Source organism: Variovorax boronicumulans, from assembly GCF_030812215.1.
GTDB classification, from domain to species: Bacteria; Pseudomonadota; Gammaproteobacteria; order Burkholderiales; family Burkholderiaceae_C; genus Variovorax; species Variovorax boronicumulans_C.
Genome location: NZ_JAUSSG010000001.1, coordinates 1,128,922 through 1,144,238 on the forward strand (window position 1 = coordinate 1,128,922; position 15,317 = coordinate 1,144,238).

At 67.3% G+C, this 15,317-nt stretch carries 12 protein-coding genes; 11 read left to right on the top strand and 1 reads right to left on the bottom strand.

Annotated features, from left to right (window positions below; translation table 11 throughout):
* Positions 1 to 162 precede the first annotated feature (162 nt).
* The 8 genes from J2W23_RS05340 to J2W23_RS05375 all read left to right on the top strand — a co-directional run bounded on the left by J2W23_RS05340 (position 163) and on the right by J2W23_RS05375 (position 11,126).
* Positions 163 to 1,302: a putative 2-aminoethylphosphonate ABC transporter ATP-binding protein gene (locus tag J2W23_RS05340; RefSeq protein WP_307647914.1), complete on the top strand. Its 1,140-nt coding sequence runs from the start codon at positions 163 to 165 to the stop codon at positions 1,300 to 1,302.
* Positions 1,299 to 3,032, top strand: a complete 1,734-nt coding sequence (locus J2W23_RS05345) for a putative 2-aminoethylphosphonate ABC transporter permease subunit (protein ID WP_307647915.1) — start codon at positions 1,299 to 1,301, stop codon at positions 3,030 to 3,032. Before J2W23_RS05340 ends, J2W23_RS05345 begins: the two co-directional genes overlap by 4 nt.
* Before the next feature lie 44 nt (positions 3,033 to 3,076).
* The gene (locus J2W23_RS05350) at positions 3,077 to 4,216 is read left to right on the top strand and encodes a 2-aminoethylphosphonate--pyruvate transaminase (protein WP_307647916.1); all 1,140 of its coding nucleotides are present in this window, start codon (positions 3,077 to 3,079) and stop codon (positions 4,214 to 4,216) included.
* A gap of 61 nt (positions 4,217 to 4,277) precedes the next feature.
* Entirely contained in the window at positions 4,278 to 5,144 is an 867-nt protein-coding gene (gene purU / locus J2W23_RS05355) for a formyltetrahydrofolate deformylase (protein WP_176658797.1), read from the top strand.
* Between the two features lie 32 nt (positions 5,145 to 5,176).
* Positions 5,177 to 7,633 carry a GcvT family protein gene (locus J2W23_RS05360; protein WP_307647917.1) on the top strand — a complete coding sequence of 819 codons (2,457 nt, stop codon included), beginning with the start codon at positions 5,177 to 5,179 and terminating at the stop codon, positions 7,631 to 7,633.
* Between the two features lie 53 nt (positions 7,634 to 7,686).
* Positions 7,687 to 8,478 (top strand): helix-turn-helix domain-containing protein, encoded by a 792-nt coding sequence (locus J2W23_RS05365; RefSeq protein WP_176658799.1) that lies wholly within the window; start codon positions 7,687 to 7,689, stop codon positions 8,476 to 8,478.
* A gap of 152 nt (positions 8,479 to 8,630) precedes the next feature.
* Positions 8,631 to 9,380: a hypothetical protein gene (locus J2W23_RS05370; protein ID WP_307647918.1), complete on the top strand. Its 750-nt coding sequence runs from the start codon at positions 8,631 to 8,633 to the stop codon at positions 9,378 to 9,380.
* Between the two features lie 36 nt (positions 9,381 to 9,416).
* Entirely contained in the window at positions 9,417 to 11,126 is a 1,710-nt protein-coding gene (locus J2W23_RS05375) for a pectin acetylesterase-family hydrolase (protein WP_307647919.1), read from the top strand.
* Positions 11,127 to 11,153: 27 nt separating this feature from the next.
* Here the strand turns inward: J2W23_RS05375 and J2W23_RS05380 are convergent, their stop codons facing one another.
* Positions 11,154 to 12,455, bottom strand: coding sequence for an SUMF1/EgtB/PvdO family nonheme iron enzyme (locus J2W23_RS05380; RefSeq protein ID WP_307647920.1), 1,302 nt, complete (start codon positions 12,453 to 12,455; stop codon positions 11,154 to 11,156).
* A 164-nt stretch (positions 12,456 to 12,619) separates the two neighbouring features.
* On the opposite strand from J2W23_RS05380, the gene J2W23_RS05385 reads away from it, so the two are divergent.
* The 3 genes from J2W23_RS05385 to J2W23_RS05395 all read left to right on the top strand — a co-directional run bounded on the left by J2W23_RS05385 (position 12,620) and on the right by J2W23_RS05395 (position 15,275).
* Positions 12,620 to 13,159: a TRAP transporter small permease subunit gene (locus J2W23_RS05385; RefSeq protein ID WP_176658803.1), complete on the top strand. Its 540-nt coding sequence runs from the start codon at positions 12,620 to 12,622 to the stop codon at positions 13,157 to 13,159.
* Between the two features lie 65 nt (positions 13,160 to 13,224).
* Entirely contained in the window at positions 13,225 to 14,784 is a 1,560-nt protein-coding gene (locus J2W23_RS05390) for a TRAP transporter large permease (RefSeq protein ID WP_307647921.1), read from the top strand.
* On the top strand, positions 14,781 to 15,275 hold the full coding sequence (locus J2W23_RS05395) for a hypothetical protein (protein WP_307647922.1): 495 nt from the start codon (positions 14,781 to 14,783) through the stop codon (positions 15,273 to 15,275). Before J2W23_RS05390 ends, J2W23_RS05395 begins: the two co-directional genes overlap by 4 nt.
* The last annotated feature ends 42 nt before the right edge of the window (positions 15,276 to 15,317 follow it).

The window sequence follows — 15,317 nt, forward strand, 5'->3', positions numbered from 1 at the left end:
CGCGCACTTCGTGTCGCTTCTCCAACCCCCTAGCGGGGGCGACACCAGCGGCCCGGCAAAGCCGGTTCCGCGGTGTCCCGCGAAGAAGCCCGATACGCCCACGACCTTTTCCCCACCCGCGACGCCACGCCCAGCGGCGCCCGCCAACGACGAGTGCGAAAAATGGATATGACCGACACCAAGTTCATTGCCAGTCCGGTGCCCACGACCGCCCCCGCGGCGCTGGAGATCGTCGGCGTTCGCAAGGACTTCGAGACCTTCAGCGCACTGCGCGATGTGCACCTGCGCGTGAACCCTGGCGAGATGCTGTGCTTTCTCGGCCCCTCGGGCTGCGGCAAGACGACGCTGCTGCGGATCATCGCGGGGCTGGAGACCCAAACGTCCGGACAGATCCTGCAGAACGGCAGGGACGTCTCGTGGCTCTCGCCGGACAAGCGCGACTACGGCATCGTGTTCCAGTCGTATGCGCTCTTTCCCAACCTCTCGATTGCCGAGAACATCGGCTACGGGCTGGTCAACAGCCGCGCGCGGAAGGGCGAGATCAAGGCGCGCGTCGAAGAACTCCTGAAGCTCGTCGGCCTGCCGACTTCGGGCAACAAATACCCGAGCCAGCTTTCCGGCGGCCAGCAGCAGCGCGTGGCCCTCGCCCGCGCGCTCGCCACGCGCCCCGGCCTCCTGCTGCTCGACGAACCGCTCTCGGCGCTCGACGCGCTGGAGCGCATTCGCCTGCGCGGCGAGATCCGCCGGCTGCAGAAGCAGGTGGGCATCACGACCATCATGGTCACGCACGACCAGGAAGAAGCGCTCTCGATGGCCGACCGCATCGTGGTCATGAACCATGGCGTGATCGAGCAGGTCGGCACCCCCATGGAGGTCTACGAACAGCCGGCCACGCCCTTCGTGGCGGACTTCGTCGGCAAGGTCAACGTGCTGCGTTCGGTGGCGCTGGGCAACCACCGTTTCCAGGTCGGCGACATGGAGCTCGAGTGCGATGCCTGCGACGGTGCCTTCGAGCCCGGAGAGGCCGTCAACCTCTACCTGCGCCCCGAGGACCGCGCGGTCGAGCACCTGGGCGACGACACGCCCAACCGGCTGCAGGCCAAGGTGACCAAGGTCGAATTCCTCGGCGGCCTGTGCATCGCCGAGGTGACGGCCGATGCGCTGCACGGGCAGGTGCTGGGCCTGCACTTCTCGCTCAACCAGCTGCACGACCTGGACATCCGCGAAGGCAACACGATCGACATCGCGCTGCGCGCCAACCGCATCCGCGCTTTCTCGGCCGCACGCTCGCCCAAGCCATGAACACGCTGGCCCACCCTTCCGCCGCGAAGGCGTCGTTCGCCGCACGGCCCGCGATGCGCTGGAGCCGCGACGAAACCATCGCGCGCGCCATCCTGTTCGTGGTGATGGCGATGCTGTTCGTGTTTCTCATCGCGCCGCTGGTCACCATCCTCGCGCACGCGGTGCAGGACAAGGACGGCCGCTTCGTCGGCCTCGCGCACTTCATCACCTACTTCCAGACGCCGAGCCTGCTGCGCGCGGCCTGGAACTCGGTGTGGGTCTCGGCGGCGGTGGTGGCGATCTCGGTGCCCACCGCCTTCGTCTTCGCCTACGCGCTCACGCGCAGCCGCATGCCGGCGCCGCTGAAGGCGGTGTTCCGGCTCATCGCGCTCATTCCGCTGCTCGCGCCCTCGCTGCTGTCTGCCATCTCGTTCGTGCAGTGGTTCGGCAACCAGGGGGCGCTCAAGTTCCTGCTGGGCGGCGCATCGATCTACGGCGCGCCGGGGATCATCCTGGCCGAGGTCTACAACACCTTTCCGCATGCGCTGATGATCCTGGTCACCGCGCTGTCGCTGGCCGACGGCCGGCTGTACGAAGCGGCCACCGCGCTGCGCACCCGGCCGTTTCGCCAGTTCATGACGATCACGCTGCCCTCGTGCAAGTACGGCCTGATCAGCGCGGCCACGGTGGTCTTCACCTATGTGGTGAGCGACTTCGGCGCGCCCAAGGTGATCGGCGGCAACTTCAATGTGCTGTCGGTCGACGTGTTCAAGCAGGTGGTCGGGCAGCACAACTTCTCGATCGGCGCGGTGGTGGGCATGTTGCTGCTGCTGCCTTCGATCGTCTCGTTCGTGATCGACTACGTGGTACGGCGCAAGCTGAAGGCGCAGCTCACCGCACGCTCGGTGCCCTACAGCCCCAAGCGCCGCAAGGTGGCCGATGCGCTGCTCACGCTCTTTTGCACGGTGGTGTGCGGCCTGCTGCTGGCCACCATCGGCATGGCGATCTACACCTCGGTGATTTCGCTCTGGCCCTACGACCTCTCGCTCACGCTCAAGCACTACCACTTCGTGCTGGTGGAGAGCGACATGGCCGAGGCCTATGGCAACAGCCTGATCGTGGCGATGGTCACCGCCGTGGCCGGCTCGCTCATCGTGTTCGTGGGCGCCTACCTGATCGAGAAGACGCGCAACCTCGGCCTCATGCGCAAGGGCATGCACCTGATGGCGGTGCTGTCGATGGCGGTGCCGGGCCTGGTGCTCGGCCTCGGCTACGTGATGTTCTTCAACCATCCGGCCAACCCGCTGAATTTTCTCTACCAGACGATGGCGATCCTCATCATCTCGATGGTGGTGCACTACTACACCTCGAGCCACCTCACGGCGGTGACGGCGCTCAAGCAGATCGACAACGAGTTCGAGGCCGTCTCGGCCTCGCTCAAGGTGCCGTTCTTCAAGACCTTCCTGCGGGTGACGGTGCCGGTGTGCCTGCCGGCCATCCTCGATATCGGGCGCTACTTCTTCGTGGTGTCGATGGCCAGCCTCTCGTGCGCCATCTTTCTCTACACGCCCGAGACCATCCTCGCCTCGGTCGCGATCATGCATCTGGACGACGCCGGCGACATCGGCCCGGCCGCGGCGCTCGCGAGCCTGATCGTGGTCACCTCGACGCTGGTGTGCATCGCCTACTCGCTGCTCACGCGCGTGCTGCTCGCGCGCACGCAAGCCTGGCGCAACCTGGCCCGCGGCTGACACAAACCTTCTTCCTCATTCCCCCTTCCCCGCCTGGAGACACCATGAGTCAAGCCCCTCACCCCGCTTATCCCATCCTGCTCACGCCCGGCCCCCTGACCACCTCGGACCGCACACGCGAAGCGATGCTGCGCGACTGGGGATCGTGGGACGCCGACTTCAACCAGATCACCGCGCGCATCCGCAAGGAGGTGCTGAACATCGTGCACGGCACGGGCACGCACGAGTGCGTTCCGCTGCAGGGCAGCGGCACCTTCTCGGTGGAAGCGGCCATCGGCACCGTCGTGCCGCGCAACGGGCATGTGCTGGTGCCGAGCAACGGCGCGTACTGCCAGCGCCTCGCAAAAATCTGCAGGGTGCTCGGCCGCAAGCTGACCACCATCGACTACACCGAGGAAAAGCAGGTCTCGCCCGCCGACGTCGACCGCGCACTCGCAGCCGACCCGAGCATCACCCACGTCGCTGTCGTGCATTGCGAAACCGGCGCCGGCGTGCTCAACCCGCTGCACGAGATCGCATTGGTCGCTGCAAAGCACGGCCGGGGATTGATCATCGATGCAATGAGTTCCTTCGGCGCGCTGGAGATCGACGCACGCAAGACGCCCTTCGACGCGGTAGTCGCCGCCTCGGGCAAGTGCCTCGAAGGCGTGCCCGGCATGGGCTTCGTCGTCATCAAGCGCAGCACGCTCGAAAAATGCGAAGGCAACTGCCATTCGCTGAGCATGGACCTGTACGACCAGTGGGTCTACATGGAGAAGACCACGCAATGGCGCTTCACGCCACCCACGCACGTGGTGGCCGCGCTGGACACCGCCATTGCGCAGTACATCGAGGAAGGCGGCCTCGCCGCGCGCGGCGCGCGCTATGCGCGCAACTGCAAGGGGCTCATCGATGGGCTGGCCGCGCTGGGTTTCAGGAGCTTCCTCGACCCTGCGATCCAGGCGCCGATCATCATCACCTTCCACGCGCCCGACGACGCCAACTACGACTTCAAGACCTTCTACCAGGAGGTCAAGAAGCGCGGCTACATCCTCTACCCCGGCAAGCTCACGCAGGTGGAAACCTTCCGCGTCGGCTGCATGGGGCACTTCGGCGAGGCTGGCATTCCGGGCGCTGTGGCGGCGATTGCCGACACGCTCAAGGCGATGAACATCCGGCAGGTCAGCGCGCCGGTTGCTGCATGAGCGCCGCGCCGGGCCGCCCCAAGCAAGCTCGCTCCGCAGTGCGAAGCACGAAGGTGTACCGATGAGCGAAACGACGCCTCGCCGCTACATCCTCACGCTGACCTGTCCGGACCGCACCGGCATCGTGGCGGCGGTGGGCAGTTTCATCGCCAGCCATGGCGGCCTGATCTCGCAGGCGGCCCAGCACGGCGATGCGCTGCACAACCGCTTCTACATGCGCGTGGAGATCCAGGCCGACACGCTGCCCTTCTACCTCGATGAATTCCGGGAGCGCTTCGCACCCGTGGCCAGGCAGTTCGAGATGGAATGGGGCATCTCCGACAGCTCGGTGAAGAAGCGCATGGTGGTGCTGGTGAGCAAGCTGGACCACTGCCTGAACGACCTCCTGCACCGCTGGCGCAACAAGGACCTGCACTGCGAGATTCCCTGCGTGATCTCCAACCACAACGACCTGCGTTCCTTCGTCGAGTGGCACGGCATTCCCTACTTCCACGTGCCCGTGACGCCCGAGACCAAGGAGCAGGCCTACGCCGAGGTGGAGCGCCTGTTCCGCGAATTCAGCGGCGACTTCATGGTGCTCGCGCGCTACATGCAGGTGCTGTCGGACGCGATGACCGAGCGCCTGCGCAACCGCATCATCAACATCCACCACAGCTTCCTGCCGGCCTTCGTCGGCGGCAAGCCGTACCACCAGGCCTTCGAGCGCGGAGTGAAGATGACCGGCGCCACCAGCCACTACGTGACCGCCGAGCTCGACGCCGGTCCGATCATCGAGCAGGGCGTGATCGACATCGACCACGGCAACTCGATCGAGGAAATGGTGCGCCTGGGCAAGGACATCGAGAAGAGCGTGTTGTCGCGCAGCGTGCGCCATCACCTGGAAGACCGGATCCTGGTCCACCGCAACAAGACGGTGGTCTTCAAGTAACCAACTCCCACCGGACAGGAAGCCCACACACCATGGCGACGCCACTCCCCTCCCATGCACAGGTCGTCATCGCGGGCGGCGGCATCGCCGGCTGCAGCGCGGCCTACCACCTCACCCAGCTCGGCTGCACCGACGTGATCGTGCTCGAGCAGGGCCAGCTCACCTGCGGCACGACCTGGCACGCCGCCGGGCTGGTCGGCCAACTGCGCGCGAACCGCAGCATGACGAAGATGAGCCGCTACGGCATCGACCTGTACGCCTCGCTCGAAGCCGAGACGGGCCTGGCCACCGGCTGGAAGCAGTGCGGCAGCATCACGGTGGCGCGCACGCCCGAGCGCATGACGCTGCTCAAGCGGACCATCGCCACGGCCCGCAGCTTCGGCATAGAGGCCGAGTTCATCACGCCCGCCGAAGCGAAGGAGCTGTGGCCGCTGATGCGCATCGACGACCTCGTGGGCGCCGTCTGGCTGCCCGGCGACGGCAAGGCCAACCCGACCGACCTCACGCAGTCGCTGGCCAAGGGCGCGCGCAACCGCGGCGCGAAGGTCTTCGAGGGCGTGCGGATCACCGGCACGATCATCGAGCACGGCCGCATCGTCGGCGTGCAGACCGACCAGGGCACGGTGCGCTGCGAGACCTTTCTCAACTGCGCGGGCCAGTGGGCGCGCGACCTGGGAAAGATGTCGGGCGTCAACATTCCGCTGCATTCGGCCGAGCACTTCTACCTGGTCACCAAGGAGATCGAAGGCGTGCACCGCGACCTGCCGGTGCTGCGCGACCCCGACGGCTACATCTACTACAAGGAAGAAGTCGGCGGCCTCGTGATGGGCGGCTTCGAGCCGGTGGCCAAGCCCTGGGGCATGGACGGCATTCCGCCGAAGTTCGAGTTCCAGCTGCTGCCGGACGACATGGACCAGTTCCAGATCCTGCTGGACGAAGCGGTGCACCGCACGCCGGCGCTGGAGACTACCGAGATCAAGCTCTTCCTCAACGGCCCCGAGAGCTTCACCCCCGACGGCAATTTCATCCTCGGCGAAGCGCCCGAGGTGCGCGGCTATTTCGTGGCCGCCGGCTTCAATTCGGCCGGTATCGCGAACGCCGGTGGCGCGGGCAAGCTGATTGCCGAATGGATCGTCGGCGGCGCCGCGCCGGCCGATCTGCTCGATGTCGACATTCGCCGCTTTGCGCCCTTCAACAGCAACAAGCGCTGGCTGAAGGACCGCACGGTGGAAGCGCTCGGCCTGCACTACGCGATGCGCTGGCCGCGCCACGAGTTGGAGTCCGGCCGGCCGCTGCGGCGCTCGCCGCTGTACGACAAGCTCAAGGCCAAGGGCGCGGCCTTCGGCAGCAAGCTCGGCTGGGAGCGCGCGAGCTGGTTCGCGCTGCCGGGCCAGAAGGCGGAAACGCGCTACGGCTTCGGCCGTCCCGACTGGCTCGATGCCTGCATCGAAGAGCAGATGGCGGTGCGGCGCGATGTGGTCGTCTTCGACCAGACCTCCTTCGGCAAGCTGATGGTGCAAGGCCGCGACGCCGAGCAGTTGTTGCAGCGCCTGTGCGCCAACGACGTGGCGGTCCGGCCCGGCAGCATGGCCTACACCGCGCTGCTCAACGAGCGCGGCGGCTTCGAGAGCGATCTCACCGTCATGCGCCTTGCAGCCGACTGCTTCCTCATCGTCACCGGCTCGGCGCAGCCGTACCGCGACATCGGCCACATCAAGCGCCACCTGCAGCCGGACGAGCATGTGACGGTGACCGACGTGACTTCGGGCTACTGCACGCTCACCGTGACCGGCCCGAAAGCGCAGCAGCTGCTGTCGCGCGTCACGCCGCAGGATCTCGGCAAGGAGGCTTTTCCGCAATCGGCCGTGATCGAGATCGACGTCGGCCACGCGCGTGCGCTCGCGGCCAAGGTCTCGTACGTCGGCGGTCCGGGATGGGAGCTGTACATCCCCACCGAAATGGCGGTGCATGTGTACGACACGCTGTTCGAAGCGGGCGCCGACCTGGGCCTTCGCGATGGCGGCTACTACACCATCGACGCCCTGCGCATCGAAGCCGGGCGCCGCGCCTTCGGCCTCGAACTGGGACCGGATGAGACCCCGTTCGAGGCGGGCCTCGAATTCGCGGTGCAGCTGGACAAGCCGGTCGCGTTCATCGGCCAGGCCGCGCTCGCGAAGCTCGCGCCGGAGCGGCTTTCCAAGCGGCTCCTGATGTTCACGCTCGACGACGAACAGGCCTTCGCCTGGGGCGGCGAGCCGATCCTTCGCAACGGCAAGGCCGTGGGCGAACTGACCTCCACCGCCTGGAGCGCGGTGCTCGGGCGGATGGTGGTGATGGGCTACGTACGCAGCGCCGAGCCGCTGACGCGGGACGAGGCGATGAAGGGTTCGTACGAAATCGACATCGCCGGCCAGCGCTTCGCCGCCACGGCACAATCGCGGCCGCCTTACCCGTCGCTCGTGAAAGCCGCGCTCGAACAGCGCCGCTAGCACGGGACCAGAACGCGGACGGCTGACAGACGAGGTATCTCTTCGGGGTACACATGGCCGCACAGAACTTTCTGCATCTCTGGGACAGCAGCTTTCTCTACGTGACGCCGGCCATCGAGTCGGACCTGACGGCCCGCTCGTCGGTCACGCTGCTGGCCTCGGTCAGCGGGCATCCGTTCCGGCTGGAAGCCGCCGACGGCACGCGCGCGCTCTGCACGGCCGCGGTGGTCGCGGCTGGTGCGCAGCGGCGGCTGTACGTGGATGGCTGCGGGCTGCTCTCGCTCAACCTCGATCCGGGGTCCGGCGCCTACCGCACGCTGTCGCAATGGATGGGCGAGAGGGGCATCGTGCCGGTCGATGCGCAATGCTTCGGCCGGCTGCGTGACAGCTTCGAGGCGGCGCAGTGCGGGGCGCTGGCCGAGCATCACCTGCAATCGCTCAGCGCGCGGATGGTGGAAGCCGTTACCGAACGCCCCGAGTCCGCGGGCGGTCTCGATCCGCGCATCGACAGCGTGATGCGCGTCGCCCGGTCGCATGCGGGCCCGCTGCCGCTGCAGGAACTGTCCGAGGTGGCCTGCCTGTCGCCCGACCGGCTGACCCACCTGTTTCGCGAGCAGGCGGGCGTGTCGATCAAGAACTACCTGCTGTGGGCCAAGGTGCGCCGCTCCGTGCAGCAGTTCGCGAGCGGCCGTCCGCTGGCCGACATCGCATTGGACGGCGGCTTCGCCAGTGCGGCCCACATGAGCCGCACCTTCCAATGCTCCTTCGGGCTGCCGCCGTCGTTCCTCTCGCGCCAGGTGCGCGTGACGGCGGACGACCAGGCCGAGCGCGTCTGGGGCCTGTGAGCGCGGCGCGGCCGGTGCACGCCGGCCCGCTGCCCGCACCGTCTCGTTTTCACCTAGAACCTTAGCGGCTGCATGAAAGTGGGCGCCGCTGTCCCTGTCTACGCTTCCCGGGTGACGGAAACGAAGAAGACAAGAGACAAGAGAGGTTCCCCGTGCGCTCCCGCCTATCCACATCCGCCAGGCTCGGCCTCGGCGCCGCGGCCGTTCTGACGGCGCTCGGCGCCTGGCTTTTTCTCGCCGATACCGACAGCCACGCCGCCGCGGCCGGCACCTCGGCCCACGCGGCGGCGGCCGCCGCTTCGCAGGCTCCCACGACCCGGGAAGGCGTCGTGCTCGCCCGTCGCGCCGCGGGCTACACCGCCTTCGCACCCGGCGCATCGCCCTACCTCCTCTCGGCCGGCGCGCGGGAGCGCGGTCTCGACGTCGTGCGGCTTCGGCGCGACCTCGCCGGCACCGGCAAGGACGTGGCACAGGAGGTGGACCGCATCGTCGCACTCGCACGGTTCAGGGACCGCATGGACACCCTCGCCCGGGTGTTGCCGACGCTGAGCGACGAGGAGCGGCGCTATGAGTCCTACGCGATCCTGGACCAGTTGCCCCGACACGTTGCCAATGGCGAGATCCTGCCCGTGGAAGCCATCGCCTCCACCCGGGCGCTGATCCAGATCGGAGAGTCGGACCCCGTGATCCGGGACGCGCTCACGAAGCAACTGACCGAGTCGCTGCAAACGCACGCCCGAAAGATGCTGGGGCCGGCGCCCACCTCCGAGCCCCGCTACCAGAGCTACACGCAGGCCAGGAACCAGATGGCCAGCGAAGTGCAGGCCACCGTGCAAGACCCCGAAGAGCGGCAGCGCGCGATGGCGCAAAGAGAGTTCGAGATCAGAAGCCGCCACTACTGAAATCCTTCATTGCAAAAAAATCAGGAGCCACATCACATGAACCCGACAAGAGTTTTCTGGAGAGTCGCGGCCGCACTGGCCTTGACGCTCTCGATGGGCGCGGCCTACAGCGCGTCGCCGCCCGCGCAGGAAGGCGCCACGCAAAGAAGCCGCGCCGATGCGCAGGCCTTCATCGACGAAGCCACGCGCAAGTACAACGCGGGCCTCACCCACAGTTCCAAGCCCGGGCAGACCATCGTTCCCGCCGCGGGACCCAACTGGGCGGCCGACCTGGACACCTGGGTCGAGTACACCTTCCCCGCGAGCTCGGGCGCCTCGTGCATGAACGGCACGCCCTACCGCATGTACTACAAGGTCTCCTCCGATGCCGGCATGCGCGACAAGGTGCTGGTCGACTTCGAAGGCGGCGGCGCGTGCTGGGACTTCCAGTCGTGCCGCCCCGATGCCGAAACGGGTGCGGCCAATCCGGACGGGCTGCCCTCGGGCTACATCCAGGGCGACGGCATCGTCTCCAACACCGCGCTGCTGCTCACCTCGCCGGTGCTGGAAGGCAACACCTTCCTCGTCGAGGCAGCGGCGCGTCTTCTGTTCGGGCGAGGCTCGGGCAAGCTGGACGACGGCTGGTGGGGGCGCCTCTGGCAGACCACCACGGCACCCGAAACGCAGAAGTGGACCAAGGTGGTCTTCCCGTATTGCACGGGCGATGTCTCCGCCGGCGCGAGCTTCAGGTCGTTCAACGATCCGGCCGCGCCCGACGACGCGACGAAGACCAGGTACGTCAACTTCAACGGCCTCAACAACGTGCGCGCGGCCATGAAGTTCCTGCAGGACAACAAGTTCACCCAGAGCCTCTCGGACAAGGGCTACCTGCAGCAACTGCTGGTCTACGGCGGCAGCGCGGGCGGCTACTCGGCGCAGTTCAACTACCCGATGATCCGGCAGGCGCTCGCGGGCGAGAAGACGCGCGTCGCGCTGCTCAACGACTCGGGCCCGCTCCTGACGGCGCCGGTCTACGGCGCAGGTGAAACCATCTCGCCGGCCGACCTGGAGAAGACGCCCGCCGCCAAGTTCTGGCAACTGGCCTCCCACACGTGGGGCTTCTTCCAGCAGCCGCTGGCCGCCGACCTCCGCGTTCCCGGCCATCCCGAATACGCCGAGCAGGCCAGCGGCGTGATCGCGCGATGGGAAAAAGCCACGGGCAAGAAGGTCAACATCGCCAAGGCCAGCGGCGGCGACACCGGCAGCTTCAGCGCGGTGCTGTCGAAGCGCTATCCCAACGACCGCTTCGGCCTCGCGAGCTTCCAGCAGGACCAGGTCATCTCGCGCTTCTTCTTCATCGGGGCACAGAACGCCGAGGTCGTGGGCCTGGAGGGCTCGGCGCTGCGCGATGCCAAGCTCAAGCTCTTCCAGAAGGAGATGGACCTGGTGCGCGCCAATCTCGGCCCGCTGCCCAACTTCGGCTACTACATGCCGTGGTCGCGCTACCTGGTGATCGGCAGCCACGTCACGACGGCGCTGACCTTCGCGGGCACCGAGACCTCGCGCGCCGCGAACATGCGCGACGACGGCGGCCGCATCCAGCCGGCCTTCGACGGCGACGTGGGGCACTTCCTGAACAACCTGCTGAGCACCAACACCCTGGAGGCGGAGCCTGTGCTGAAGGAAGTGGGGCCGGAGAAGGCCGAGCCGCTGAATCTTGCCGGCGTGGCGGGCTGGCTGCTCTCGCTGTTCAACGTCTTCGGTTGACCGGCGCCGGGCCCGAAGCGCGAGGCATCAAAGGCTGCAGGTGCGAAAGCCGAAGAAACCGTCGTCGCGCTCCGGCAGCGCAAAGCTCCGGCGGCGCGGCGAGCGAAGCCGCGCACGCGTGGCGAACGACGCACCGCGCAGCACGCGCGCCCGGCCGAAGGCGGCCACCGGATCGAACTCGCCGCCCGCACTCCACGGGTCGGCCCGGAACCCGGGCCACGGCTGCAGCGTGCCCGCGGTCCACTCGTGCACATCGGCCCAGCGGAACCCGCGCCGCGCGGCCGTGTGCGCCGCGATCTCCCACTCCACCTCGGTCGCCATGCGGCGTCCTGCCCAGCGCGCCCAGGCGTCGGCCTCCCACCAGCTCAAGTGCACGGCACTGTGGTGCCCGGCCGCGCGCACGGTGACGCCGAAGCGGTGCTGCAGCACCGAGCCGCCGGTGCCGTTGCGCGCCGCGCCGATCTGCTCGACATGGCGCGGCCCGCGCCGCCCCTCGACCTGCGCGGCCAGCCAGCGCCAGCCATCGGCGTGCCACAGCTCCTCGCGGTCGTAGCCGCCGTCGTCGACGAACTCGATGTACTGGTTCCAGGTGACGGGCTGCGCATCGATCTCGAACTCGGGCACGTCGATGCGGTACGCGGCGCGCTCCTGCGCAAAGGCGAAGCCGCTCTCGGGCAGGCCCAGCTCCCAGCGCGTGGCGGGCACCAGCAGCGGTTCGCGGGTGACGGCGATGGGCGCCTGCTCGATCCCGAGAGGCAGCCCGAGCGTCTGTGCCATCACCACGAACTGCTCGCCGCGCAGGTCCTCGTGGAACAGCGCGAGGCGGTAGAAATAGAGGCCCGCATCGGTCTCGGCCGCGTGCTCGAGCAGTTCGAGCGTGCTCTCCAGTGTTTCGAGCAGGTAGGCCTTGGTCTGGCCGAGGTAAGGCAGGTCGGCCGACCAGCGGCGGCCGGGCGAGCTGTGCGCCGGGTTCCACCAGTCGTCGGCACTGGGTTCGATGGCCGCGAGGCGCGTGGGCCGCACCGGGCAGTCGGCGCCGAAGGCACGCTGCGTGTTGCGCCCGATCCACCACTCGGCAAACCAGCCGATGTGCCCGGCCAGCCACACCGGAGGCACCACGCCTTCGTCCTCGGGCACGGGCGGCACGGCAAGGGCTTCCGAGCCCAGCGCCTCTTCGTACAGGCCGAGCAGGTGGAGCGTGTGGTTGCGGGCGTCGATCAGGGCCAGCGAGAGCAGGTCGCGGCCAGCGCGGCACATGTCGGGCGAATCGATGGAATGCGGCAGGTTCGCCGCGCCGAAGGGCGCCGAGGGCGACGGGCTCGAAGACATGGGCAATTATGGCGACGGGCCGCCGCACCCGCGGGGCGTGGCTTTGGGGTAAACCCGAGTTCAAGGCAAAGCAATACGAAGGTTCGCCGGGATACCATTGCGGGCTTTGCGCAGCCCCCACCAGGGGCCGGCGTTTCACCTTGGGCTTCGTGGGAGACACCCCCTTGTCTGCATTCCTCAGATTCGCGACCGGCATGGACTGGATCAGCGAAAAACTCGGCAAGTTCGCCGGCTATGCCGTGCTGGCCGCCTCGCTCATCTCGGCCGCCAACGCCATCGTCCGATACGGCCTGGACTTCAGCAACAACGCATTCCTCGAGATCCAGTGGTACCTGTTCGCCGCCACGGTGATGCTGGGTGCCCCGGTGGTGCTGCGCTTCAACGAGCATGTGCGCGTGGACATCATCTACGGCAAGCTCAAGGGCTATGGGCCGGTGTATGTCGACCTGTTCGGCCTCATCTTCTTCCTGCTGCCGGTGATGGCGCTCTTCACCTACCTCACCTGGCCGTATTTCTGGAACACCTGGGTCACCGGCGAGATGTCCGGCAACATCGGCGGCCTCGTGCGCTGGCCCGCGGCGCTTTTGATGCCCGTGGGCTTCGGCGCGATGTTCCTGCAGGGCGTCTCGGAAATCATCAAGCGCATCGCCTACCTGCGCGGGCTGATAGAGATGGACACGCACTACGAGAAGCCGGTGCAGTGATGGGCGCACTTCGCACTTTTTCGTCAGGCCCCGTCCCCTCCCGCACGCACCGCAGGTAAGTCGCAATGCACATGGAAAATTTCGCCCCGATCATGTTCGCGGGGCTCGTGGTGATCATGCTGATCGGCTTTCCGGTCGCGTTCTCGCTCTCCGCCCTCGGCCTGATCTGCGGCTTCTTCGCGATCGAGATGGGCTGGTTCCCCGCCGGCTTCATGGCCAACCTGCCGCTGAACGTGTTCGGCATCCTGTCGAACGAGACGCTCCTGGCGATCCCGTTCTTCACGTTGATGGGAGCCGTACTGGAGAAATGCGGGCTCGCCGAGGACATGCTCGACTCGATGGGCCAGCTCTTCGGCCCGATCCGCGGCGGCCTGGGCTATTCGGTGATCATCGTGGGCTTCATCCTCGGCGCCATCACCGGCACGGTGGCGGGCCAGGTGATCGCGATGGCGATGATCTCGCTGCCGGTGATGATGCGCTACGGCTACAACATGCGCTACTCGACCGGCGTGCTCGCCGCCTCGGGAACCATCACGCAGCTGGTGCCGCCCTCGCTGGTGCTCATCGTCATGGCCGACCAGCTCGGCACCGACGTCGGCCAGATGTACAAGGGCGCCTGGGGCCCGTCGATCCTGCAGGTGGTGATCTTCGCGATCTACACCTTCCTGGTCTCGCGCATCCGCCCGCACTACGTACCGGGCCTGCCCGTCACCGCGCGCACGCTCAACGGCTGGGCGCTGTGGGGCAAGTGCCTGCGCGGCATCATTCCCTCGGCGATCCTGATCTTCGCGGTGCTCGGCTCGATGGGCGGCCTGCCCTTCATGGACCGCGCCATCGCCACGCCCACCGAGGCCGGTGCCATGGGCGCGGTCGGCGCGCTGATCCTCGCGCTCATCCATCGCCGCCTGAACTGGCAGCTCATGAAGGACGCCATGGAAGGCACCATGCGCCTGACGGCCATGGTGGTGTTCATCCTGATCGGCTCGCGCGTGTTCTCGCTGGTGTTCCAGGGCGTCGACGGCGCCAAGTGGATCGAGCACATGCTCTCGGGGCTGCCGGGCGGCCAGGTCGGCTTCCTGATCGCGGTGAACATCTTCGTGTTCTTCCTGGCGTTCTTCCTCGACTTCTTCGAGATCGCCTTCATCATCCTGCCGCTCCTGGGCCCCGTGGCGCACAAGCTCGGCATCGACATGGTGTGGTTCGGCGTGCTCCTGTGCGTGAACATGCAGACCTCGTTCATGCATCCGCCTTTCGGCTTCGCACTCTTCTATTTACGGGGCATTGCCGACACCCTCTTCAAGAACGGGGCGTTACCCCGAAAGGTGGAGTCGCGCGACATCTACCTGGGCGCCGTGCCATGGGTGGCGATGCAGCTCCTGCTGGTGGCCATCGTGATCTTCTTCCCGCAGACCGTCACCGTGTTCCTCGACAAGGAAAAGGTCGTGGACATCGACAAGGTCAACCTCGACATGCCGGCCGACGCAATGCCGCCGCCCGAACCCGACAGCAACGGCGTGAACATGGAAGACCCGTTCGGCAACGAAAAGAAGTCTGAAGAAACGCCTGCGCCCACAACACCGGCGCAGGAAACGCCGCCGGCCTCCGGCGAAGCCCCCAAGCAGTGAGCGGCGAAAGCGAAGGCAACGCCAGCCCCACGATCGAAAGCGCCGCCTTCCCGCCGCTGCTGCGCACGCTGGCGGTGGTGCTCGTGGTGGATCTCTTCGCGTTCGCGCTCTGGAGCCTGCCGTCGCTGCGCACCACCAGCTGGTCGGCCTCCAGCCTCTTCGTGTTCGGCGTGGCGGGCCTGTGCGTCACGTGGGTCGGCTACTGGATCGTCTACAGCCGCACCCGCCTGGAAGGCGACGTGCTCACGCAGACCTGGCTCTGGGACAAGCGCGTGCGCGCGGAAGACGTGGCGCAGCTCAAGCTGGTGCACATCCGCATGCTCGAACGCGTGATCGCGCCACGGCTCCTGGTGCGCCGGCGCTTCGGTGGCATCACCTGGTTCCATGCGTACGACCCGCAGGTGCTGGTGGCGTTCGGCCAGCAAGTGGCGCAGCGCGCCGTGCCGGCGGCTTCGCCACCACCAGCGGCGCCTGAACCCGGCGCACAGTGAACGGCAACGCCCGCTGAGTCAGCTTGGCGGCCTTCGGTGCGG

What these genes read in the sequence shown, in the direction of transcription:
- J2W23_RS05340 (WP_307647914.1), top strand. Translation starts at nt 163, where the DNA reads ATGGATATGACCGACACCAAGTTCATTGCCAGTCCGGTGCCCACGACC.
- J2W23_RS05345 (WP_307647915.1), top strand. Translation starts at nt 1,299, where the DNA reads ATGAACACGCTGGCCCACCCTTCCGCCGCGAAGGCGTCGTTCGCCGCA.
- J2W23_RS05350 (WP_307647916.1), top strand. Translation starts at nt 3,077, where the DNA reads ATGAGTCAAGCCCCTCACCCCGCTTATCCCATCCTGCTCACGCCCGGC.
- purU (WP_176658797.1), top strand. Translation starts at nt 4,278, where the DNA reads ATGAGCGAAACGACGCCTCGCCGCTACATCCTCACGCTGACCTGTCCG.
- J2W23_RS05360 (WP_307647917.1), top strand. Translation starts at nt 5,177, where the DNA reads ATGGCGACGCCACTCCCCTCCCATGCACAGGTCGTCATCGCGGGCGGC.
- J2W23_RS05365 (WP_176658799.1), top strand. Translation starts at nt 7,687, where the DNA reads ATGGCCGCACAGAACTTTCTGCATCTCTGGGACAGCAGCTTTCTCTAC.
- J2W23_RS05375 (WP_307647919.1), top strand. Translation starts at nt 9,417, where the DNA reads ATGAACCCGACAAGAGTTTTCTGGAGAGTCGCGGCCGCACTGGCCTTG.
- J2W23_RS05380 (WP_307647920.1), bottom strand. Translation starts at nt 12,455, where the DNA reads ATGTCTTCGAGCCCGTCGCCCTCGGCGCCCTTCGGCGCGGCGAACCTG.
- J2W23_RS05390 (WP_307647921.1), top strand. Translation starts at nt 13,225, where the DNA reads ATGCACATGGAAAATTTCGCCCCGATCATGTTCGCGGGGCTCGTGGTG.